The following is a 23,111-nucleotide window of genomic DNA, read 5'->3' on the forward strand; positions in this document are numbered from 1 at the left end:
GGGAGAGTCATGAGAAAAGTTCAAATTACACTAAAACTTATTTCACCATTAGTAAGTTTTGGAGAGGATAAAAAAAATAAAGAATTTAGAGTTACAGAATTGAAGGCACTTTTACGTTCAACTTTTAGAGAATTGTATTATTTTCAAAATTTAGAAGAGATGAAAAAACAGGAGGCTGATTTATTTGGAAGCACAGAAAAGAAAGCACCGGTTTCGATAGTATTACAAAATATAATATGTAGGGTTGATAGTAGTATTGCTATGCTGCCGCATAAAGAAGGCAAACAAGCTTTTTATACTTCATGTTTTGGCATAGACAGCGAGATAACAATATGTTTTATTGAGAGAAATAAAAAAGGTAATATGGATTTTCTTGAGTTCTATATTTATTTGTTAATTCAAGCTTCAATAATAGGTGCATTGGGAAGAAGATCAAGAAAAGGATTTGGTTCTTTTAAGGTAACGAATATAGAAGATTTGTCTGATAATGATGGTGATGAATTTGGGAAATTACTGCCCATGAATTTAGAAGATATTGTGGAATTATTGACAAAATTAAATTTGAACAATCAAGGAGAGTTTGTAAAACTAAGAAACTGTTCTACAACGGATAACATTGTTTCTTATAGCGGGCAGGGCAAATCAGACGAGCTGGATTATCCATTTGTGAAGAGAATAACAATAAATCATTTAAATAATGAAACAGATGTAAAGGGATTGTTAAAAAAGATTTCTGAGTTGACTCATGATAGATTGTGTGCAATAGAAAATAATGAAAACGGCCTTTTGGATAGAAAAGATCTTGATAAAGTAAATGTCAGTATTTTAGGGCAGCATAAATCAGGAATTCCCAAAATAAAAAGATTTGCATCACCTGTATGCATTTCATTTGCAATGGACAGAGGAAACAATAAATATTTAATTATTAAAGAACTGAATTATAATTATGCCGTTAGCAAATTGTATAATAATAAAACCAAAGTTAACTCAAAAATAAACCAAAAGTATATTTCTGAGTTTATAAATAAATTGGTACAAACAGGAGGTGTTAAGAAATGAAATATTTATTGGCTGTAACTTTAGGTCCTGTACAATCTTATATAGAAGAATCCGAGAAGTTTATAGGCCTTAGGAATGGCAGTCAAATAATATCGGATTTAATGAAAAATATAATAGAATATATATTTGATAAAGATGAGGGAAGCCAAATAATATACCCTAAATATGATAAACCTATTGACATAAATAGTATTAATGATTGTACAAACTATCTTGTTTTTGAGGTAACTGAAAAAGATAAGTTAGAATTAAAATCCTTAGAAGATAAAATATACAAAAATATGGGCGGAAATCCTGAGAATTTTAAAGAAACTTTTTTTCTGTTTTGGGCAATTGAAGAATTGAAAAGTGATGAAGATTATTCCACTATATATAGTAAACTTCAAAGATTAATGAACGGAATCAAGCATACCTATATTTTTAACAATGAAGAGAAATTTCAGGAAGGTAATTTTGGTAATGATAAATGCCATATATGTGGGAAACGCTCTATATATAAGAATGATTTATGCCCCTTATGTATATATAAAAGAGAATATAATAAAAAATACAATGAATCTAATTATGAATCCAATTATTCCATAGCTATAAAATGTTGGAAAGCGAAATATAAGGGAAATATTAAAGCAGTTGATAAATTGTTTAAAGAAATTTTTAAGAAAGGGCATGAAGATGGATATTATAGCTTATCGCAGTTAGAAAATACCATATTTATGTTAAAAAAAGGTGATATCAAAAATAAAAGATTTAAAGATTTTTTATATGATTTGAAACAAGAATCAGCAGAGAAGTTAGAAAAATTAACAAAGAAAAAGGAAAATAGATTATTATCGAAAGAGCTTGAAACAATTCAGCAAGACCTTAGAAGCATACAGCAGGATCTTAAAAAATTATATAAAAATGAAAATAAAGATTTAAATATATCAGAACCCAATTATGAGTACGGATTTATACAATTTGATATAGACTCCTTAGGGGATTGGATGCATGGAAAGTTTTTGGATGAAGATATGCAGAAAAATTTGAAAGCGTATCAAGAGAAAATATCGGGACTGCTTATTTCATTCGGTAGAGAACTGAGAAAAGAGTTAGAACATGAATGTGATATTATTTATTCGGGCGGAGATGATTTTTTAGCTATGATGCCTATAGAAAAAATTCAATTTGTATTAGATAAAATAAAAAAATTGTTTGAAAAAAATGTTGGGATGAAGTTGCAAGTTATCGGAATATCTAAAGAGATGACTCATTCAACATGTATAACGATTGCGCCGTGTAAAGTACCTATTGGAGAAGTGTTAAGTAAAAGTAGGTTAGAATTGAATAAAGTTAAAGAAAAATATGAGAAAAATAATAAGAATGGTATTGCATTTAATTATATTGTAGGGGACGGTGCTGCAGTAACAGCTTATATGAAAAAAGATAATTTTGACGGATTCTTAAAACTAATAGAATATTATAAAGAAATAAAAGATATTTTTCCTTTATCTTTTATTAAAAAGTATCAAAAAGAGTTTATAAATTTCCCGTATGAAGAAATTACAAATCAAAATTTCAGAGATTTAAGATCTATGAACAAAATAGAGTTAAAACGTATTATGAAAAAAAGCAAGTTAGTTAAGGAAGATAAAGGAACCGAACAAAAAGAAATTGCAATACAAAAATATATGAATGAAATGATAAAATTTATGGATTCATTATTTTATAAAAATTGTGTGCCCATATCTGCCAATAGGGAAAATGTAGATTTTGAAAATTATTCAAATATAATAGATATTTACGAAAGGTTATGCAGATTACAAGGATTCTATAAATGTATCGGAGGTGATGTAAATGAAACTACTGAAATTAAAACCGTGTGACAATACTTTTTTTAGAGATGGGAAAGTTTTTAAAATGGGTTATAACAATATAATACAATCAAAAAATATTCCTTATCCTTCGGTTTTTTCAGGTGCTGTTTTTACAGCATTTCTGGCAAATAATGAGGGCTTAAAGAAAAAATTCATGAAAAATCCGTCTGTTAAAGAAAAAAGAAAGATTTTAAAAATAGGACAAGTGTATCTTTATAATGAAAGAACAAGAGATATTTATATACCTGCTCCTAAAGATTTATTTAAAGATGAAGATGGTGAAATATATTTTGGAAAATTTGATGATTTGGCGGAAGGAATGACTTCTTTACCGTATAAGAAGGCACTTATGTCGCCTAATATTGATGGTATCGAAAGAATATCAAAAGAGTTTATTAATATTAAAAATATATTTAGAGAGTATAAAAACAAGTCTTATTTAGGAATGGATTTAGTTCATGAAGATGAAATATTTAAAAAGAATTATAAGGTAGGAATAGGTACTGATTATGATAAAAGGATTGTAAAGGAAGATTTGCTGTATAGAGTTGAGCAAACGGAATTTTTATCTAATGATTGGTCATTTATAGTAGAGTATGATATAAATATCAAACTTATCAAAGAGAAAAAAATTGGAAATATTGAAGAATTAAAAAAAGGTTATTTAAAATTAGGTGGAGAGAACAAGATATGCAAATATGAGGAATGTGACAAATGGGTAAATGATTATATAAATGAGTTCAGAAAAAATGCGGAAGATAATTATAAAATAAATTCATCTATTATAAAACTTATATTTACAAGTCCTGTTTATTTTAAAGGAGAGAATGATTTAAACAAGATTGGGGTTATAGGAATATCAAGCGACAAGCCTATTTATATAGGAGGATTTGATATTAAAGAAAAGGCAGCTAAACAAATGTATAAAGGTTATGAGGCGGGAACTGTATTTTTAATTATGGAAAATAAATTTGAAACCATAAAAAATAGACTTGAAACTTCTATAGGAGATTTAATTAACGAAGGCTTTGGAAAATATATAATTTTGGAGGAAGAATAATGGATGGGAAACCGGATGCTTTAGTGATATGTTCTACATTAAATCAGATTACAAATTATTTGGTTATAAAAAAGTTTATAAAAGAATATGGACCCTTAAAAATATATAATATTACATTTGATAAAGATGCCCGTAAAAAAATGAATAAAAATATTAATATTGATGATTGGGACAAACAATTAAAAAATTCATGTAAAAAAAAGTTTAAAATAGATGATTGTAATATCACAAATATTTGTCTTGGAGAAAGCGATTTTTACAATATTGGAGATATAGTTTATAAAGTGATGTGTGAGATTGATAAATTTGATATAGAAAATAAAAAAACCATATATTGGCATATCACAGGCGGTCAAAGAATAATAGCTATGGCTGCCGGTGAAATTATCAAAGAAAGGCCGCAGGACAAATGGATTTATATGGAAGGCAATGTTGAAAAATTACTTGAATATAATAATCAATTAAAAGAAGTAGAAATAAATGATTATGATGATAAAAAGTTAGAATTTAAAGATGCATTTAAACTTGCAGGATTTAATTTAAATGAAGATCTTAAATCAACTACTATTTTAAATATAAGTAAGGAGTTAGGGCTTAATAATAATGAGTTAAAAAATGAAATTGAATTTTATAATAAACTGTATGATATTTTTATACAACCGGAAGATAAGGCAGAAAAAATAGAAATGGAGCTATACGATGGTGAGGAAGAGCAAAATAAAAGATCTTTTAGAAATTGGCTTATTTACTCTAATAGTAATAATGAAACTACTAAAAAAGAAAGAGTTGAAGGAGAAAATAGCGAGAGACAGCAATTTATATATAAATTATTTGAGAAGTTATTGGACAAACATAATGAATTAAAGAAAGAGATTTGCGGATACGATATATTAAATTCCCAAGAACTAAAAAATAATTATCCGGCAGGTTATATACTTGAAAAAATAGCAGCATGTAAGATATATGATGTTTTAAGATCTAAAAACTTTGCTCATAATATAAACCAAATAGGATTGAGTATAAAAGCATATTTTGACGATGAAGAAAAGATAAAGCATAAAGATAAAACAACAGTGGATGAGCTTGATATAGCACTTTTAAGCAGTACAGGCAAAATTATTAATTTTGAATGTAAAGTGGGGGGGATGGAAGGAGACAATGCTAAAAGCCACAACTATACGACATATAGATTAGCGGGAGTATTTGGAATGCCGATACTGATTTCACCATTGCTTCAAGAAGAAATAAGTGAGTTAAAAGAAGAAGAAGTAGATAAGTCGAAAAAAGAAATAGATAAGTTAAAAGCCGAGTTTTATAAAAAACAGTATTCGACAATAAGAGCGGCAGAGAGAGCCGAATTATATGTGTGGGGAATAGATAGTATAGAAAATAATTTGGAAGAATTATTAAAAAGAAGACAGGAGGAAGGAAAATGTACACGAAAAGCCAATTAGAATATATAAAAGCCATAACACCGATACATGCAGGTACCGGACAGGATTTGGGCATTGCGGATATGCCTATACAGAGGGAAAAACATTCTAATATACCCAAAATAGAAGCATCATCTCTCAAAGGTTCAATAAAAAGTATTTTGTATTATAAAATAAAGAATGGAAATTGCAATAGTGAGAATAATGGAGAAGATGATTTGAAAAAAATGTATAAGTATTTTGGTCCTGAGAATGGAGACGAAGCTTCAAGTTTAATAGCCTTTACGGATGCAAAATTGCTGCTGTTTCCGATAAAGTCTGCTGCAGATATTTTCAAGCTTGTTACCTGCCCGTATATTTTAAAAAGGTGGGTTGAGGATTTAAAGTTAAGTAAAATCAATCAAGGCGGTCAGGTGGATAAAAATGAAAATGAAAATAAAAATAATTATAATCGGATAGATGATTTAGATGTGAAAGACGGACAGGCAATAGATTTAGGTGAAGGGAAAGATAATATAATATTGGAAGATTATGTTTTCAAAAAAAGTGAAACACAATGTAAAGAAGTTTTAAAAGAAATATTTAAAAAAGAAGATGTTGATGTTAAGAAAATCATTATACTATCCGATTCGGATTTTGTAGAACTTGTAACTTTATATACGGAAATTATAACAAGGAATAAGATAGATACAGATACTGGTGTAGCTAAGGATGGAGGGCTTTTTACAGAAGAATATTTACCGGCTGAAAGTATATTATATTTTATAGTGTTGGAGGCGCCGAATTTTAATGGGGATGAAGAAAATAATGCTATAAAGTATTATACCAAACATATAGGCGATGTATTCCAAGTAGGAGGAGATTTTACTATAGGAAAAGGCTTTGTAAAAAGATTGAGCAAGGAGAGTGGTCGCGATGTCAATCAAGAATCTTAATTTAGAAATTGCTCAGTTTGCTATGAAAAGTGTTTTAGACTCGGTTAAGGAAATGGAAAGTTGCGTAGATGGAGAAAATAAAAGGGAAAAAGGAAAAGTCGGTAAACCCAAAGAAGATGTCAAAAAAGATACTAAAAAAAATTCTCCTTATAAATCTTTAATTAAGAAAATACCTGTAATGGTACAAAAAAACGGGTTAATTAATACATTAGTATTTTTATTTTCCAAACAAAAAGGTAAGGAGTATAAGTTGGCTTTAAATCATTTTATCAATTGGAGCATAATAAACCCTAAAACTAAAGACATGGAAAGTTTTAAAAAAATAAAATTAGAAGAAGATCAATTTGGAGAAGATCAATTCGAAAAAGATAAATACAAAGAGTATATAAAAGCTGTATATGGATTATCTTCTAAGGAATATAGAATTCTAACGGGAGAAATGATTAATTTATTTGTTTGGCTTAAAAGGTTTGCTGATGGTGTAATTGAAGGGGATGATTAAATTATGGGTAATAGCAATGAAGTATTTTGCATAAAGAAAGAAAGTGATAATAGATTTGTACCAATATTTGTAGATAAAGAGGAAAGAGAAAATAATAAAAAAGGTTATATAGAATATTACGGATGCAATGAACTTGTTCACAATATTTCAAATTCCAAAGATATTTCTAATCTATTATTAAAATTAAATAAATTTTCAGGCATTGAAATCCCCCAAGACATAAATACAGTAAAATATAAAGAAATATTGGATCAAGTAAGAAAAAATAATAGGGAGATAATGGCATTAACAGAAGAACAATACTATTGGCTGAACTTTGATGCAAAAATAATGGATAAGTTAGCAATAGGTTTAGGAGGGCAATCTGTATTTGAAAATGATATTACTTTACATCATATATATGGTATTCCTTATATTCCAGGCCAGGCAATAAAGGGCAGTATGCGGAATTATATAATAAGAGAAGAAAAAGAATTTAACGGAGATGAAATTAAAGCTGTTAAAAATTACTTTTTCAGATGTATATTTGGATCAGGCTCAGATGATGAGAATGCAGATCAAGGGAAGGTTATTTTTTTAGATGCTTACCCTAACGATAAATTTGATTTAGAAAAAGATGTAATAACAACTCACTATACTAACTATTATCAGGGGAGCGGTTTTCCGTTAGATACAGAAGAGCCGATTCCAAACAATTTTCTAATTGTAAAAGATACCTGTTTTAGTTTTAATATTGGAATAAGCAGAAAAGTAGCAGATGAAAATTGTACATTGAGCAATGGGAAAAGCGTAAGGGCTTTTCTGTTAGAAACAATATTGGATGTTTTGCAGTATAATGGATTAGGTGCTAAGACATCGGTAGGATATGGATTTTTTGATGTGGACAGAAAACAAATTATAGCCGATGAAAAAGCAAAATGGGAAGAAGAGAAAAGACGATTAGAGGCAGAAACAGAAAAGAAAAAATTTGAAGAAGAAACAAAAGGCATGACAGAACTCCGGATAGAAATGTACAAATTAAAAAAAATGACGGGGTCTACTAAACACAACGAGGTTATGAATCTGTTTAAGGAGTATATAGATAAAGTCGATGGAGATGAAAAAATAGAATTGGCTGAGTTTATAAAAAATTATTTGGTTTCTGAAAATAAATGGAACAAAAAAAACGGTGATAAATTAAACAAAAAAATTGAAAGAATCTGTGATATACTAAATTGTGAAATTTAAAAACAGTTATTAGTTAATCGGTGAGAGAAGGGAGCATAATTTATGGCTGAATTAAACTTAAATCAAATTGAAGACAAACTAAATCAAAAATTCACAGGAGACAGCCGCAAACTTGTTTTTTGGTATGACGACAAAGGAGAATTTGCGGAAGATATTAAAAATCTGAAGCTGAAAAATGCCAAGATCCATTGCCTGACTCATACCAATTTATTTAAGACAAAAATATTGTTGGAACGGGAAGATACCGAAAGCAATTATCTTATATATGCTCCTTTCCCTAAGCCTGATTCCAGAGAAAATCATTTGGCGGATACCGTTAAATATTCCGGGGAGTTTTCTGCTGATAGGATATCTTTGCTCATGGCGGATTTAGGTATGGATGAAAAATGCAGGCCCGTATTACAGAAATATAGAAAATTCTTTGATTCAAAGGATAGAATAAAGAGATTTCGTGCTCTTGAAGTCGACGATTATAACGGGAAAGATAATATAGAGATATTATTATTCAGTGTTTTGGCCAAATCCAAAGCAGCTAATTTTGAAGAAGCGGTACGTATTGTTTTAACCGGAAGCAAACTTGTCGGCAATGAGTATATGGCGGAATTCAGAAAATACGGATTGGATGAGGCTTTTTGGGAACATATCGGGCGTACCTTCTCTTTTACAGATGATAAGCCTAATCTCGAGAAATTAATTATAAGTCTTTTTTTAACATATGCGGAAAAAGAGATCCACGGGGAACTGCCTTCTTTTATAAATAAATACCTGCTGAATAAATCGGGAACGGTTATGGCTTTTATGGATCAACTTATGAACAATATTTTATATCAGGGCAGATTCGATGATTTGTCTGATGAAGTTTATCAAAAGATTAACGGAGAAAAATTGTTTGAAAATCTGTCGGCGGATGATGTAGTGGATTTGGATATATTCAGGTTTGCGGATGAAAAGATTATTAGTTGGATGATTGAGCGGTTATTGGATGAAAATTTAAATGCAACTATTAACGGCATGGATATTCCCAAACTTTGCAGGTTCAGAGAGAAAAAACATTTCGGGGGAAATTATTTTAACGAATACCATCTTTTAAGACATGGATTTTATATAATATCTCAGACAAACTATAGACCGGGGTCCGACATTCTTTCTATAATAAAAAAATATGATGAGAATGATTACAAAATAGATACTCATTACAGAAAATTTTATTACTATTTGGATAAGGTAAAAAACTGTCATATTTTTGATGGCTTGCAAGAATTGGTAGAAAACATTTATACCAATAAATACCTTAATGTTGTTACTAAAGAATTTAATGATAAATTTTCTTATGAAGAGATTAAAAAAGGCTATAAACTTCAAAGAAACTTTTATGAAAATTTTGTGTCCCGAAGCAAGGAAATGTTGATAGTGATTATTTCGGATGCCTTTCGCTATGAGGTTGCCAAAGAATTGGTTGAAAGAATGAAAAAAAATAAGAGGTTTGAAACAGTAAGTATTGAGCCGCAAATCGGGATAGTCCCTTCTTATACGAGGCTCGGAATGGCGTCTTTGCTTCCTCATGAAGAGTTGAATATAGATGGCAATTATAATGCTTGTGTAGATGGAAAACCCTGCTCTGATTTGGAAGAAAGAGATGAAATATTAAAATCCGCGGACCCGAATTCCGGAAGTATTCGCTATGATGATTTAAAGAAATATAAGAAAGACGAATTGCGGGAGTTTTTTGTCGGCAAGTCTGTGGTTTATGTTTATCATAACCAAATCGATGCCAGAGGAGATAAACCGAATACGGAAGACGAAGTTTTTATGGCTTGTAAAGAAGCTATTGATGAAATAGAAGAATTAATAATAAAGCTTACGGACAGTGTTTCGAGGATTAAGTATATCGTGACGGCTGATCACGGATTTATTTATAAAAGGAATAAAATTATTGAATCGGATAAGATAGACGGTTTTTTTACAAAGAATGACCAGGTTAATAAAAGATTTATAATATCGGATAAAGATTATGAAGTTACGGGAACAAAGAATATATATGTATCCGATGCTCTTGACAGTTATGATACCAGAACCGTAACCGTTCCCGTGACTTCCAATATATTTAAAGCATCGGGGGGAGGGCAAAATTTTGTTCACGGCGGCAGTTCCCCTCAGGAAATATTGGTACCGGTTGTTCAGGTAAAAACAGTCAGAGGGTATAGAAAAAGTGAAAATGTTAAGATTTCAGTGATCAGTATGCTGTCTAAAATCACGAGTTTAATAGTAAATTTGGATTTTATTCAACAGGAAGCTATCAGTGATGTGGTAAATTCTACTACATATAAAATTTCTTTTATTGATGAAGGAGGAGAGATTATATCGAACGAGGAGATACATTTAGCCGATAGCAAGGAAAAAGAATCCGCAAAGAGGATATTTAAGCTGAAATTCAACTTAAAGAATCAAAAATATGAACGGGATAAAAAATATTATTTTATAGCTGTAGATACAGAAACCGGCATGGAAGTTTTACGCCATGAAGTTATGATAGATATTGCTTTTTCAGACGATTTTGGATTTGATATATAGAGAGGGGACAGTAATATGTTGGAAAGGGTTAATAGAAGTATAATTTCCAATAAGCTTTTAACTTATTTCCCTGGAAAGATTGTTAGAAAAGATCTAACTAAAAAAATTAAAGAGGGTGCAAATGTCCCTATTTATGTGTTGGAGTATTTATTAGGTATGTATTGTTCTTCTCAAGACGAAGAAGTTATTGAAGAAGGGATACAAAATGTAAAGGATATATTGGCTAAAAATTATGTACGACCGGATGAAGCACAGAAGATTATTTCAAAATTACGTGAAACAGGCAGTTATACGGTTATTGACAAAGTTTCGGTTAAATTAAACTATAAGACAGATACTTATGAAGCAGAATTTTCTAATTTAGGCATTCGGGGAGTGCCGATATCTCATACATATCCTTTGAAATATGAAAGACTTCTTTCAGGAGGCATTTGGTGTATTGTCCGTATGGAATACTATTATGATGAAGAAGATAAGAGGCGAGTCCCTTTTATTATACACAAATTGACTCCAATACAGATGCCGAGAATAGATATAGATGAGCTGAAGACAGCCCGCAGGGAATTTACAGATGAAGAATGGATTGATGTAATACTTCGCAGCACGGGAATGGAACCGGACAGTTTTAATGACAGACAAAAATGGCTGCATTTGGCACGTCTCATTCCTTTGGTAGAAAATAATTATAATTTTTGTGAACTTGGCCCCAGAGGAACAGGAAAGTCTCATATTTATAAAGAGATTAGCCCCAACAGCATTCTTGTTTCGGGCGGGCAGACTACTGTGGCAAATTTGTTTTATAATATGGCTTCCAAGCAGATCGGGCTTGTGGGTATGTGGGATTGCGTTACCTTTGACGAAGTGGCGGGAATTACTTTCAAAGATAAGGACGGAGTCCAGATAATGAAGGATTATATGGCATCAGGTTCCTTTGCCCGTGGGAAAGAGGAGAAAAATGCTTCTGCTTCTTTTGTTTTTGTAGGGAATATAAATCAGTCTGTAGATGTACTATTGAGAACTTCTCATTTGTTTGAGCCGTTTCCTGAATCTATGAATACCGATACTGCTTTTTTAGACCGTATACATTGTTATTTGCCCGGATGGGAAATACCTAAATACAGGCCGGAATATTTTACTGATGATTATGGTTTTATAACAGATTATTTTTCTGAAATTATGAGAGAGCTACGAAAAATTTCATGTGGGGATGCTTATGACAAATTTTTCAAATTAGGTAATCAGCTGAATCAAAGGGATACCATAGCAGTAAAAAAGACGGTATCCGGGCTGGTAAAACTTATTTATCCCGAGGGTAATTATACTAAAAAAATATCGAAAAAATTTTAAGGTTTGCTTTAGAGATGCGAAGACGGGTTAAGGAACAGCTAAAAAAAATCGGCGGTATGGAGTTTTATGATGTGAACTTTTCATATATAGATCTTGAAACTTTTAATGAAGAGTATGTTCAGGTTCCTGAACAGGGCGGAGGAAGCTTAATCCCAAAGGGTATGGGAAAACCTGGACATATTTATCATGTATCCCGAGGAAAATCAGGAATGATTGGTGTATTTAAATTGGAGACACAAATGACATCAGGTAACGGTAAGTTTGAGAGAACAGGACTTGGTTCTAATTCGTCAGCCAAAGAATCAGTTGATACGGCCTATAAATATCTTAAGGCAAATAGTAAATTCATCAGTGGAAATATAAGCACTACGACTAAAGACTATTTAGTAAATGTTCAGGATTTAAACGGTATAGGGATGACTACGTCCCTGACTCTATCTACGGTAATTGCAATATGTTCCATTGCTTTAAATAAACCGCCTGTTGGCAGTATGGCTATATTGGGGGATATAAGTATCGGAGGTACATTGATAAAAGTAGATGAATTAGCTAATACTTTACAGGTATGTTTAGATAGCGGTGCAAAGAAAGTACTCCTGCCGTTGACATCGGCAGCCGATTTGGGAACGGTGCCGCCGGAATTGGTAGGAACTTTTAATTTGATTTTTTATAGAAATGCGGAAGATGCGGTATTTAAAGCATTGGGAGTAGAATAATGTTGATTCATCAAGGGAAAAATACTATTAATAGTTCACATAAATATTCATCTAATATGTTATAATTTCTTATGAATTTATGTAGGATTTTTTAAGAAAATTATAGCTGTAAAATAGGAGGATTTGTTGTAAAAATTAATTGCTAAATTTGAAAAGTTTATGGTATAATATAAATGAGTAAGTAGGTGTTAAGGTACTTTCTTAATTTGTCCCTATAAGAGAAAGTTAAAAAATATACTGTACAAATTGTTTAAAAGGGTATAATTATTAAATATATAAAAAATTTGAGCATAATAAATTGTATAGTGAATATGCTAAACCTGTGAGTTAAAACTCACATTCAATCAAAGAGGAGACCCCATGCCTTAAGTTGGGACATTGTTATCAAAGAGGAGACCCCATGCCTTAAGTTGGGACATTGTTATCAAATAGGAGACCCCATGCCTTGAGTTGGGACGTTGTAATGAGAGATGAGGTTACAAAAAATAATGCCTCATCTTCTCTTTTATTATAACAAATATAAAAAATAATTTTAAAAGAACCTTCCGTAAATGAGTTTCAAGAAAAGCTTTTCTTATATGAGGTGGGTAATAATGCAAAAAATCAGATTTTATAAAATTGATTTGAATTATGTAAAATACCTTTGGAAATTTGATAATAAAGTTCAATATGATATATATAAATCTGATGATTATAATAAAAAGAGACCATATATAGGAGTTGTATTGGAAATAAATGATTTTAGGTATTTTGCACCTTTAGAGCATCCAAGAATTAGTCATAGAAAATTAAAAAGCAATCCTCATATACTAAAAATAAACAACGGAAGACATGGATTAATCGCTTTTAACAATATGATTCCTGTAAAAGAATCGCAATTAATAAACTTTGACTTTAAAGATGAAGATGCCAATTATCAAGAAATATTGAGAAGTCAATTTATATTTTGTGATAATAATAAGGAGAGGATTAATAAACATGCTCAAAATACTTATAATAAAGTAGTAATTAAAAAAGATCCTTTTTTTATAAGTATATGTTGTAATTTTAAATTACTTGAAGAGAAATGTTTAAAATATATCGAACCTGCAAAACAATACATAGCGGTATCTAATGAAACAGAACATAGAAATATTGAAAAATAGGATAAATAAAAAAGATAGCTTAACGGCTGTCTTTTTTATTTGACATATCATAATGTTTAATATATAATTAATTAGTAAATTAGTAAACTACTAATTTACTAATTAATTATATGGAGGCATATTATGAAAATACCAACAACTTTAAAACATAAACCTGTTATTATATCGGAGAACTATGAAAATGTTGACGGCAGGTATGCTTATAATAGCGATGCTAAAGGCCTTTCATTAGGCTTGGCCCAGTGGAACGACAGAGGGAAAGTGGATATATCCGCTAAGGTATGGAGATATACGGGAGAAAAGTGGTCAAGGCAATCTGAGGAACTTCCTCTTCATCGGGTACTTGATCTTGCAATACTTGTATGCAGAACAGAACTCTATTTCAGAGAGGCTTATAGATATCCCAAACTATATGATGATAAGAATCCTGTTATTGACAGAGTGGGACTTCAGGGAGATGCCATGACGGTATCGGTATGTGTGGATAATGAAAAAATTGATGAGGATATTAAGCTTTTCAGGCAAGCTCTCAGTAATGATGATGAACTTATCGGAGAGAGATTAAAGACACTGTCAAGGATATTGAAGGAGATGGGGTATTAGTCAAATGGATAGGAAAAAGGAACTTAAAGAATTATATAAGCAGATGAAGCCGGAAATGGGAATATTTGCAGTTAAATGTACTGTTAATAATAAATATTTCATGGAATCTTCTCCAAATTTAAAAGGCAGAATAAACAGCACTGTTTTTAAACTTAATGCAAAAACTCATCCCAATAAGGAGCTGCAGGAGGATTGGAACAGGTACGGTGAAGATAGATTTAATATTAGTATAATTGATACTCTTAAATATAGTGAAGATGAGACCAAAACCGACTATAGGGATGATCTGGCACTGCTTAAGGAAGTTTGGGAAGAAAAGATGTCAAAGGAGAATATAAAATTTTATAATCTGTAGAAAAGTTTTATTCTTCCTCAATATAATGTTTTTTAAAAAGGCTTTCTTTAATGGGAGCCCTTTTTATATTAGTTTATTTTATTTCTATAATAAAATTTATTGTTGTATAATATGGGTTTATGTTATTGTATTATATGACACAGTAACAACTAGGACATGGAGGAGATAAAATTTTGGAGGGATATATAAGAAACTAATTACATAATTATACTGGTTTTAAGGAAGATTTAATTAGTGAATATAAAGAATTATAATTTGGTATAGAAAAGAACAATAATTTGTTTGAACATAACAGGATATAAATATATAAATTTGAGGAGGAACATTATATGATGTACCAAAGAGAATATAAACAAAAGTTGAAAGTCGCAATGGTGGGGATTGGGTCTCATGCTTATAGGAATCTTTTACCTGCCCTTAATTATCTTCCTGTTGAGTTATGCGCTGTATGCAACCGTTCAAATGAGGAAATACTTGTTAATACTGCTCGGCAATATGGATGTCGTCATTACATGGACTCTCAGAAAATGTTTGAAAATGAAAAATTGGATGCTGTATTTATTTGTACTCCGGCAAGTGTACAGCCTCATATTGCAGCTCAGGCATTCGTAGCAGGAGTAAATGTTTTTGTAGAAAAACCTCCTGCAGAAAACTCGGAACAGATTCTTCAAATGATTAAAGACAGAGGCAGCTTAGTTGCGGTAGCAGGATTTAAAAAGGCTTTCATGCCAGCTACGGATAAGGCAATAGAAATTGTTAATAATCCAAAATACGGTGTACCTGATTCTATTCTTGCTGTATACCCTGTTAAATTGCCTGATAATGGTAAAGATATATTAAAGAATAAAGAATATACTAAATGGCATAAAAACAGTTGCCATCCGCTTTCCTTTATGTTAGCAGTAGGAGGGAAGGTATCTTATGTTACATCTCATGTTGGTAAAAACAGCGGTATTTGTATAATAGAATTTGAAAATGGAATTATAGGAAATCTCCATTTAGCAACGGGACCCCAGCCTAATGAAATGTATAATATATACGGTAACAGTTGGAATGTTAAAATAGACAATACCACAAGGGTAATTTTTAATCGGGGGATACCATTTGATTACGGACATACGGAAAGTTTTATAAGTGAGGGTGAAGATTACGGGGCGATTTTATGGGAACCTCAGAATTGTCTTGCAACCCTTGAAAATAAAGCTTTATTTATACAAGGAATATATGGTGAGATGAAATATTTTTGTGATTGCATACTGGAGAAAAAAGTCCCTGAACGGGGTTCTTTAGAATTTGCTCTGAGAGTAATGAAGGTGTGTGAAGCTGCTCTTTTTTCGGAAGGCAAAAGAATTAAAATCGAAGAAAATTAGATTAACATTTAGAACATATGACATTTAACAATGAAGCTGCTTTATTTATATTGAAATAGAGCAGCTTCATTATATATATATTTTAAATTGCTATTTTAAATATTTGTTCATCCACTCGGTAATTTCTTTTAATCTCCTGATCCTGTGTTTAGGCTTTCCGCTTCTGCTGAGTTCATGGTTTTCTCCCTTAAACATGCATAATCTTGCTTCAACTCCATGATATTTTAAAGCAGTGAACATTTGAAGACCTTCAGCTAACCAACATCTGTAATCTTCCTGGGAATGAATAAATAAAGTGGGGGTTTTTGCCTTATCAGCATATTTCAGCGGAGAATGAAACCATAATTTTTCATGATTATTCCAAGGAGTTCCTCCCATCTCGTTATCTGTAAAATAGTATCCTATATCCGTAGTCCCGAAATCGGATATCCAATTGGAGATACTCCTTTGACTTGCAGCAGCGGCAAATCTGTCGGTGTGTCCTATGATCCAATTGGTCATGAATCCTCCGTAAGAACCTCCCGTCACTCCCAATCTGTTTTTATCTATAAAAGAATAAGTCTTTAGCATGATATCTGTAAATTTCATCAAATCATCGTAATCTATTGTACCGTATTTTTCTCGTATGTCGGCGAATTCGTTTCCTCTTCCGTCGCTTCCCCTGGGGTTGCAGAATATTACCGCATATCCTTCGTTTGCCCAATACTGCATTTCATGATAGAATACTTCTCCGTAAACTGTTTTCGGCCCTCCGTGGATATCCAATATTGTGGGATATTTTTTATTGGAATCGAAATCCACCGGTTTTAATATCCAGCCTTCTATGGTAATTCCAGGCTCTGTCTCAAAAGCAATTCTTTCCGGAGAAGATATCTTTTTAGATTCTGAAACCCATTCGTTGAAAAATGTTATTTGTTCTTCTTTTTCGTCTTTCAATAGATAAAGTTCTTGAAGTTTCATATTTCTCATTCCTACAAATAATATATTTTCCTCATGAACGTCGAAGCCGTCAACGGAACCTTTTTCTTTAGTTATTTTTTCGATATGTCCGTTTTCATCTATTCTGTTTATATAAGATGAATTCCATTCGGTAGTTTCAAAATAAAGATAATTTCCGTCAACTTTAAATGTGTCACTTTCTCCATATCTGCAGTCCGAACCTACTGACTGCCAAGTACTGATATCAAAATCCGGAGATATATTTTTAACATTTCCCGAAGATAAATCCATGATATAAAATTGATGGTTTTGATTTAATCCGTAATCTTTCATGTCACTTCCTGCAAATATAATTTTTTCTCCCATAAATTCTGCATAAGAGTAACTGAAAGATTCTTTCCCGCTTATTTTTTCCAAAGTATTATCCGCTGTATTATATAAGTACATATTTGAAGTGAGAGGCATTTTATCCTTGAAAGTATTTATAATAATAACTGCTTTTGATTTATCTTTATTTAAATTAAACAATTCTACATTTGAGTACTTGTCGGTAGTAGGAATAACCTTGTTTTCTTTTGAATTGTATAAGTATAGCCTATTCCTTTTTTTGTTGGTAAACCCGCTTCCGTTACTCCAGAAAGGAATTTCATCTAATATCTCATAATCCTTTTCTTCCTTAATCTTTTTTAAAGCGGATTCTTTTTCAGCCTCTTTCAGATTGGTTAAATCTGGTTTGCAATCATCGTATAAGGCTGTAAGTATAAAATTGTTATCGCTGATTTTTTTGATTTCGGTAACAAGCAATGGGATTTTAAAGGCAAAAGAGGCTTCTCCTCCGTGAATATTTATTTTATAATAATTTGTAAACTTTTCTCCTTCTTGAACTCTTTCTTTGTCCTTCTGGTTTCTAATCTCGGGGAATAAAATATTTGAGTCGTCCAGCCAAATAAAGTCTTTTTCTTCATCAAGAGAAGTCAATTGGAGTAGTTTTGCAGTATCTGTATTATAGATCCATATGTTTGAAAGATATTTATTTTCTTCCACATCCATTCTGCTGACTACAAATCCTCCATATTTTCCGTTGGGGGAATATTTAATTTTTGATAGAAATTTGTATTTTGTGAAATCATCAATCTTTAAGTTTTCCATATTTACCCTCCGTTTTTAAAATATTGTATAATAATATTATACAATATTTTATTGTTTTCTTATATATTATTACATAATTTTATGATATGCAGGATTTTAAAAATATTATGGGAAGATAAAATAAATATTATAAAGAATATACATGACAAGAAATATCCGACCCTTGTCATGTATATTCTTATTAATTACTATTTAAATATAAACATGTCTTACATGCTTCTAGTAGTATCGATGATTTTACGAATCTTTTCTGCATTTAAAGCAATTTCCTGTCTGCTGCCTTTTGTTAAAAGTCCGCCGATTCCCACACAATCCACTCCGTTTTTTATCCATGTACTTAGATTGTCCAGGTTTATTCCACCGGATGCGAGTATGGGCATGTGAGGGAGTGGAGTTTTTATAACAGATACAAGTGATGGTCCGTAGAAGTTTGAAATCGGAAAGGCTTTTATAAATGAAGCACCGGCTTCCAGTACTTCTGTCATTTCCGTAACTGTGGCACAACCTGGAGCATATGGAATTTGATATCTGTTACATACATGGACAACTTCTCTACTGAAGTTCGGTGCGATGATAAATTTCGCTCCGGACAGTATGGCTAATCTTGCAGTTAGGCCGTCTAAAACCGTACCTGCACCTATAAGCAGTTTATCGCCAAATTTTTCATTCAAAAATTTGATTACATCTCCTGCATTGGGTAAAGTGTAACTGATTTCCAAAACATCTATTCCGCCCTCAAGACAGCCTTCAGCTATTTCTTGACACCTTTCAACATTTTCCACTCTGACAATTGCCATAACACCTGCTTTTATAATCCTATTTTCTATATCCGTTTTAAACATATTTTACCTCCTAATATTTTTATATTAATTTGTGGTAATTAAGTATAGGTAAACTCTACTTAAATTAATGTAAATTTAACATTAGCGGAATAGACCAAATATCCAGTTGATAATAGAACCAACGATGTTGTAGTCCACGTTAGGGAACGAAGCACCGGCAATACCTAAATCGGCAAATACCGGATAGAGAATTAATGGTAAAAGGACAAGACCGATTCCAACTATGAATGAGCCAAACAGGGCACCTTTCCATCCACCGTAAGCGTTGCCGAAGACACCGCAAGTTCCGCCTGAGAAGAAGCAGATGCCTGCAGCTGGTATCATAATAACCGAACTCTTAAAGAGTACCATAAGTAACATACCGAATAATCCGCCCATGAATGAACCTATAAATCCTACTAATACTGCGGTAGGAGCAAATGGGAAGATAGCAGGGCAGTCAACGGCCGGTTTTGAGTTTGGAATATATTTTTCCGAAATTGCAACGAATGCAGCCGTAATTTCAGCTATAAATTGACGAACGCCATAGATTAATACACTCATACCGGCAGCAAATTGAACACCTTGAAGCAATGGATAGATGAACCATAGATCATTTCCGGACATTTCCCGAACCAATGATAATTGTCCATTGGCAGCACATGCTATGACTGCAACATAGAACAATACAACCATAAATAATGCCACTGAGAAAACGAAATCACGAAAGAGTTCAAACCATTGAGGCAATTCAATGTTGCTTGAGTCTGAATTTTTTTTGGATTTACTGAATTTTCCAATAAATTTTCCGATATATCCCGATAATGCATATCCTATACAGTTGAAGTGTCCCATTGCTAAATTATCCGAACCCGTAATTTTATTCATAAATGGTTGGCATATTGTAGGAAGTGCGGCACCACAAAATCCTAAAATAATACCTCCAATGATTATTGTTACAATTATAGGCAAATTGTTAGCAATGAATATCAATGCAAGTACACATGCAAAATAAAGAAAATGCTGTCCGGTTAAGAAGATTGCTTTGAAACGTGTAAACTTTGCAATTAATAGGTTGGCAACGAAACCAACCAACATTAACAGTGCTACCTCGGTTCCGTAAGTATTAAGCGCCATACCTGTGGCAACTTCTACTTGAGTGGTTACTCCGTCAATACCAAAACCCGCATTAAACAATGTAGTAAAATTAGTTACAATTGTTGAAATTGCTCCTGAACCAATGTTAAAAATCATAAATCCGATAATTGTTTTTACTGTTCCCGAAATTACATCCTTAGCAGACTTTTTTTGTAATAAGAGACCTATAAGGGCAATACTGCCGACAATTAAAGCCGTATTTCTGGTCTGAGCTAAAATTGCATTTATCATAGATATACACTCTCCCTCTTTATAAAATTGATTATTTACTATTTGCAGCTATGAATTTTTTAAGTTTTTGCTTGATTTCTTTTTTATCCATAATATTACGGATGCCGATTGCATATGGGACTTTATCCTTAAGTTCATCCATAAGGTCTTCCATCATAATTACTAAGTCCCCGTTAAATCCGATTAGTGAATCTAAATTTCCGTGTTCGGTTTTGATTTTAAAATCATTTTCACTGATTACTTGATCAACTTTGATTTTAAGAAGCATGCTTGAACCCATTCCAGCCCTACAGCAAATTAAAGCTTTATACATTATTTCCCCTCCTTATCTGATTCGTATTTTTTTATATAATCCATAATTTCTTTTGGATTGACAGCTTTGTCCAATACATCATAAAATCCGTTATTTTCGAGCAGTTCTACCAATTCTGACATTGTACGGATATGACTGTTATTATCTACGGCACTGAGACAGAAAATATATTTCACAGGATCATTATCCTTGTTTCCAAATTTAATAGGTTCTTGAAGTGTGGTAATGCCTATTGCAATTTCTTTTGCACCTGTTTCCGGCCTTGCATGAGGCAGGGCGACATGTTTTGTAATAACCATATAGGGAGATAATTTTGCGGCATTTACCATTGCATCTATATAATTTTCAGTTATCTTGCCATTTTCAAGTAATACAGAAGCTGATTTTCTGATGGCCTCCTCTAAATCCTTGGCAGGTATTCTTAGTTTGATTAGCTTTTCATTAGTAAGGTCACTTAGCATGAGTCCTTCATCTCCTTTAAACGTAAAAGTGTCTGTTTGTGTAAAGTAGGATAACAATTCATTGGAAAGCATACTTTCTGAAATTATTTTTGTATGCTTTTTGATTATATTCATAACTTCATCTATTTTCGGTTGTCTTAAAAAAACGTCACCTAATTGAATATATACTTCTCTGGTGAGTTTATATTTTTCTTTCTGAGTCATAACAGGACTGACTTTGATTATTGGAGCATTTATTTCTAAAACTGCCGGATTATAATTAGTAGTAAATACAATATCTATTGGCTCAACAACAGACTTTATTTTGGAGGATTCAAGAGGAGGCAGAAAATTTAATTCCGGAAATAAATTCACGAGTTCCTTATACAAGATTACGGAACTTCCGACTCCGTTTGAACAAACAATCAAAGCTGTTTTTTTCTTTATAACTTCATAATCCTTTTTGTCGAAAAATATAGCGGCACAATGCAAAGTCAAATATGCTAATTCCTCTTCCGGTATTTCCTCTCCAAACAGTCCGCAGAATTCTTTCATAACATTACTTACAATCTTATAAAATAATTTGTATTCCTCTTTTATCTTTTCACATAGAGGATTGGAAATTGGAAGTTTGAATAATAGCCTATAATAAGCAGGTCTAAAATGCGAGTAAATTTGTTTGAATATTTTTTTGCGGTTTATATAATAAATTCCGCTTATAGATTCAAATTTTATCATTATACTGTTTACAATTTTGGAAATTACATATCTGTCTTTTGTATCCTCATTGATGTTTCCAACGGATATTCCTAAAATCCAAGCACTAATATACATAATGTCAAATGGATGAATTTTATCTTTGATATTGTAGACTTCCAATAATTCTTCAGTAAATTTGTATTCTTTCATAGAATTCATTACAGTGATATTTGGTATATCCGGATTATTGGCAATATTATCCTGATTTGAAACCATCCTTGATTTTAAGAAGATAAATATATAAACAAATTCCGCAAGCCTATCTTCTACAAACGTGATTTTGTATTTCTTAACAAGTTTCGATATTATTTCTTTTGAAGATTCAAAGGTGCCAAGTTTATATTCATCTATAAAAAGGTCAAATACCTTTGGATTATCACCATTTGATAAGGTTTGGCTGATACTTTTAATCATTGTTCGTCTTATATTCATCTCTGACCCAGACAAATAATATCCTCTGATACGATTATATTTAATTTGGATATTTTCTTTTTTCAGCTCCGGGATCAAGTTCTTAAAATCAAGATATACAGTAGACCTGCTTACTTTCATTGAATCTATAAAATGGTTTATAGACAAATAATCCATATTTATAAATAACATGAGATACATATATAGGAGCCTTTCAGTCTTGCTGAAATAATAAGTAGCTCTGGAATAATTTTTATCTATTAATTCTTTAATTGCCGTTTTAGTATCTTGCTGAACAATTATATTTCTACTCGAATTAAGAGAAATGGTAGGTACTTTTATTCCTCTCAGCATATGGTTGATTTTATTGAGTCTATAAGTAATTTGACGTTTTGAAGAATTTGTTTCTTCTTCTAATTCTTTTAAAGTTATAATTGTACTGTTCAATAAAATGTTAAGCATCGATATAATTTTTTTATCCATATTCAACAAATCCCCATTTCTCGTAAAAATTCATTAAATCACCTCCCTTATGAATTTAGAATCTTAATGTTTCTATATATTTATAATATCTTTAAAAAGGTATCGTTTTCAATTTGATTTGAGTTTAACTTTTGTTTTGAATATGCTCAAAGATTGGATTATGTTTAAAAAATCCCAGCATTATGAGAATAGTGGTTCCAGACATTAGAAAAATATTTCAGAAGCATTTAA

18 protein-coding genes and 1 pseudogene are annotated in these 23,111 nt (G+C 31.6%); 14 read left to right on the forward strand and 5 right to left on the reverse strand.

The features are described from left to right. The first annotated feature begins 9 nt into the window (after positions 1-9). The 14 genes and pseudogenes from cmr1 (at position 10) to EQM13_RS06010 (ending at position 16,176) form a co-directional block, all read left to right on the forward strand. A complete protein-coding gene (cmr1, locus tag EQM13_RS05950; RefSeq protein WP_128752233.1) occupies positions 10-1,059 on the forward strand; it encodes a type III-B CRISPR module RAMP protein Cmr1 in 1,050 nt (349 codons plus the stop codon). Then, positions 1,056-2,921: a Cas10/Cmr2 second palm domain-containing protein gene (locus EQM13_RS05955; RefSeq protein WP_128752235.1), complete on the forward strand. Its 1,866-nt coding sequence runs from the start codon at positions 1,056-1,058 to the stop codon at positions 2,919-2,921. The genes cmr1 and EQM13_RS05955 overlap by 4 nt, the downstream gene beginning before the upstream one ends. After that, positions 2,893-3,972 (forward strand): type III-B CRISPR module-associated protein Cmr3, encoded by a 1,080-nt coding sequence (gene cmr3, locus EQM13_RS05960; RefSeq protein WP_128752236.1) that lies wholly within the window; start codon positions 2,893-2,895, stop codon positions 3,970-3,972. Before EQM13_RS05955 ends, cmr3 begins: the two co-directional genes overlap by 29 nt. Then, the gene (locus EQM13_RS05965) at positions 3,972-5,426 is read left to right on the forward strand and encodes a hypothetical protein (protein WP_128752237.1); all 1,455 of its coding nucleotides are present in this window, start codon (positions 3,972-3,974) and stop codon (positions 5,424-5,426) included. Before cmr3 ends, EQM13_RS05965 begins: the two co-directional genes overlap by 1 nt. Beyond that, positions 5,405-6,340, forward strand: a complete 936-nt coding sequence (gene cmr4 / locus EQM13_RS05970; protein ID WP_128752239.1) for a type III-B CRISPR module RAMP protein Cmr4 — start codon at positions 5,405-5,407, stop codon at positions 6,338-6,340. Before EQM13_RS05965 ends, cmr4 begins: the two co-directional genes overlap by 22 nt. Continuing rightward, complete coding sequence (gene cmr5 / locus EQM13_RS05975; protein WP_128752240.1) at positions 6,321-6,842, forward strand: type III-B CRISPR module-associated protein Cmr5; 522 nt, start codon at positions 6,321-6,323, stop codon at positions 6,840-6,842. The genes cmr4 and cmr5 overlap by 20 nt, the downstream gene beginning before the upstream one ends. A gap of 3 nt (positions 6,843-6,845) precedes the next feature. Continuing rightward, complete coding sequence (gene cmr6, locus EQM13_RS05980; protein ID WP_128752241.1) at positions 6,846-8,069, forward strand: type III-B CRISPR module RAMP protein Cmr6; 1,224 nt, start codon at positions 6,846-6,848, stop codon at positions 8,067-8,069. A 42-nt stretch (positions 8,070-8,111) separates the two neighbouring features. After that, positions 8,112-10,640, forward strand: coding sequence for a BREX-1 system phosphatase PglZ type A (pglZ, locus tag EQM13_RS05985; protein ID WP_128752243.1), 2,529 nt, complete (start codon positions 8,112-8,114; stop codon positions 10,638-10,640). 15 nt (positions 10,641-10,655) lie between these two features. Beyond that, positions 10,656-12,010: pseudogene (gene brxL / locus EQM13_RS05990) on the forward strand (protease Lon-related BREX system protein BrxL); the annotation flags it as partial. Between the two features lie 186 nt (positions 12,011-12,196). Next, positions 12,197-12,703, forward strand: coding sequence for a S16 family serine protease (locus EQM13_RS19110; protein WP_320054945.1), 507 nt, complete (start codon positions 12,197-12,199; stop codon positions 12,701-12,703). Between the two features lie 593 nt (positions 12,704-13,296). Further along, positions 13,297-13,848: a type III toxin-antitoxin system ToxN/AbiQ family toxin gene (locus tag EQM13_RS05995; RefSeq protein WP_161567183.1), complete on the forward strand. Its 552-nt coding sequence runs from the start codon at positions 13,297-13,299 to the stop codon at positions 13,846-13,848. A 123-nt stretch (positions 13,849-13,971) separates the two neighbouring features. Continuing rightward, on the forward strand, positions 13,972-14,451 hold the full coding sequence (locus tag EQM13_RS06000) for a DUF6530 family protein (protein WP_128752246.1): 480 nt from the start codon (positions 13,972-13,974) through the stop codon (positions 14,449-14,451). 4 nt (positions 14,452-14,455) lie between these two features. Then, positions 14,456-14,806, forward strand: coding sequence for a GIY-YIG nuclease family protein (locus EQM13_RS06005; RefSeq protein ID WP_128752248.1), 351 nt, complete (start codon positions 14,456-14,458; stop codon positions 14,804-14,806). 329 nt (positions 14,807-15,135) lie between these two features. After that, positions 15,136-16,176: a Gfo/Idh/MocA family protein gene (locus EQM13_RS06010; protein WP_128752250.1), complete on the forward strand. Its 1,041-nt coding sequence runs from the start codon at positions 15,136-15,138 to the stop codon at positions 16,174-16,176. Positions 16,177-16,266: 90 nt separating this feature from the next. Here the strand turns inward: EQM13_RS06010 and EQM13_RS06015 are convergent, their stop codons facing one another. The 5 genes from EQM13_RS06015 to EQM13_RS06035 form a co-directional block, all read right to left on the reverse strand. Continuing rightward, positions 16,267-18,264, reverse strand: a complete 1,998-nt coding sequence (locus tag EQM13_RS06015) for a S9 family peptidase (protein ID WP_128752252.1) — start codon at positions 18,262-18,264, stop codon at positions 16,267-16,269. A gap of 209 nt (positions 18,265-18,473) precedes the next feature. After that, positions 18,474-19,106: a beta/alpha barrel domain-containing protein gene (locus tag EQM13_RS06020; protein ID WP_128752254.1), complete on the reverse strand. Its 633-nt coding sequence runs from the start codon at positions 19,104-19,106 to the stop codon at positions 18,474-18,476. Between the two features lie 81 nt (positions 19,107-19,187). Beyond that, a complete protein-coding gene (locus EQM13_RS06025) occupies positions 19,188-20,474 on the reverse strand; it encodes a PTS ascorbate transporter subunit IIC (RefSeq protein ID WP_128752256.1) in 1,287 nt (428 codons plus the stop codon). A 31-nt stretch (positions 20,475-20,505) separates the two neighbouring features. After that, positions 20,506-20,787: a PTS sugar transporter subunit IIB gene (locus EQM13_RS06030; protein ID WP_128752257.1), complete on the reverse strand. Its 282-nt coding sequence runs from the start codon at positions 20,785-20,787 to the stop codon at positions 20,506-20,508. Next, entirely contained in the window at positions 20,787-22,880 is a 2,094-nt protein-coding gene (locus EQM13_RS06035; RefSeq protein WP_071140820.1) for a BglG family transcription antiterminator, read from the reverse strand. The genes EQM13_RS06030 and EQM13_RS06035 overlap by 1 nt, the downstream gene beginning before the upstream one ends. Between the last annotated feature and the right edge of the window lie 231 nt (positions 22,881-23,111).

It is taken from the genome of Acidilutibacter cellobiosedens (genome assembly GCF_004103715.1).
Taxonomy (GTDB): domain Bacteria; phylum Bacillota; class Clostridia; order Tissierellales; family Acidilutibacteraceae; genus Acidilutibacter; species Acidilutibacter cellobiosedens.

Coding starts and splice junctions, on each gene's coding strand:
- EQM13_RS06020 (WP_128752254.1), bottom strand. CDS start 19,106: ATGTTTAAAACGGATATAGAAAATAGGATTATAAAAGCAGGTGTTATG.
- cmr4 (WP_128752239.1), top strand. CDS start 5,405: ATGTACACGAAAAGCCAATTAGAATATATAAAAGCCATAACACCGATA.
- EQM13_RS19110 (WP_320054945.1), top strand. CDS start 12,197: ATGATTGGTGTATTTAAATTGGAGACACAAATGACATCAGGTAACGGT.
- cmr5 (WP_128752240.1), top strand. CDS start 6,321: ATGTCAATCAAGAATCTTAATTTAGAAATTGCTCAGTTTGCTATGAAA.
- pglZ (WP_128752243.1), top strand. CDS start 8,112: ATGGCTGAATTAAACTTAAATCAAATTGAAGACAAACTAAATCAAAAA.
- EQM13_RS05995 (WP_161567183.1), top strand. CDS start 13,297: ATGCAAAAAATCAGATTTTATAAAATTGATTTGAATTATGTAAAATAC.
- EQM13_RS06025 (WP_128752256.1), bottom strand. CDS start 20,474: ATGATAAATGCAATTTTAGCTCAGACCAGAAATACGGCTTTAATTGTC.
- EQM13_RS06010 (WP_128752250.1), top strand. CDS start 15,136: ATGATGTACCAAAGAGAATATAAACAAAAGTTGAAAGTCGCAATGGTG.
- EQM13_RS05955 (WP_128752235.1), top strand. CDS start 1,056: ATGAAATATTTATTGGCTGTAACTTTAGGTCCTGTACAATCTTATATA.
- cmr6 (WP_128752241.1), top strand. CDS start 6,846: ATGGGTAATAGCAATGAAGTATTTTGCATAAAGAAAGAAAGTGATAAT.
- EQM13_RS06030 (WP_128752257.1), bottom strand. CDS start 20,787: ATGTATAAAGCTTTAATTTGCTGTAGGGCTGGAATGGGTTCAAGCATG.
- EQM13_RS06005 (WP_128752248.1), top strand. CDS start 14,456: ATGGATAGGAAAAAGGAACTTAAAGAATTATATAAGCAGATGAAGCCG.
- EQM13_RS06000 (WP_128752246.1), top strand. CDS start 13,972: ATGAAAATACCAACAACTTTAAAACATAAACCTGTTATTATATCGGAG.
- cmr1 (WP_128752233.1), top strand. CDS start 10: ATGAGAAAAGTTCAAATTACACTAAAACTTATTTCACCATTAGTAAGT.
- EQM13_RS06035 (WP_071140820.1), bottom strand. CDS start 22,880: ATGGATAAAAAAATTATATCGATGCTTAACATTTTATTGAACAGTACA.
- EQM13_RS05965 (WP_128752237.1), top strand. CDS start 3,972: ATGGATGGGAAACCGGATGCTTTAGTGATATGTTCTACATTAAATCAG.
- EQM13_RS06015 (WP_128752252.1), bottom strand. CDS start 18,264: ATGGAAAACTTAAAGATTGATGATTTCACAAAATACAAATTTCTATCA.
- cmr3 (WP_128752236.1), top strand. CDS start 2,893: ATGAAACTACTGAAATTAAAACCGTGTGACAATACTTTTTTTAGAGAT.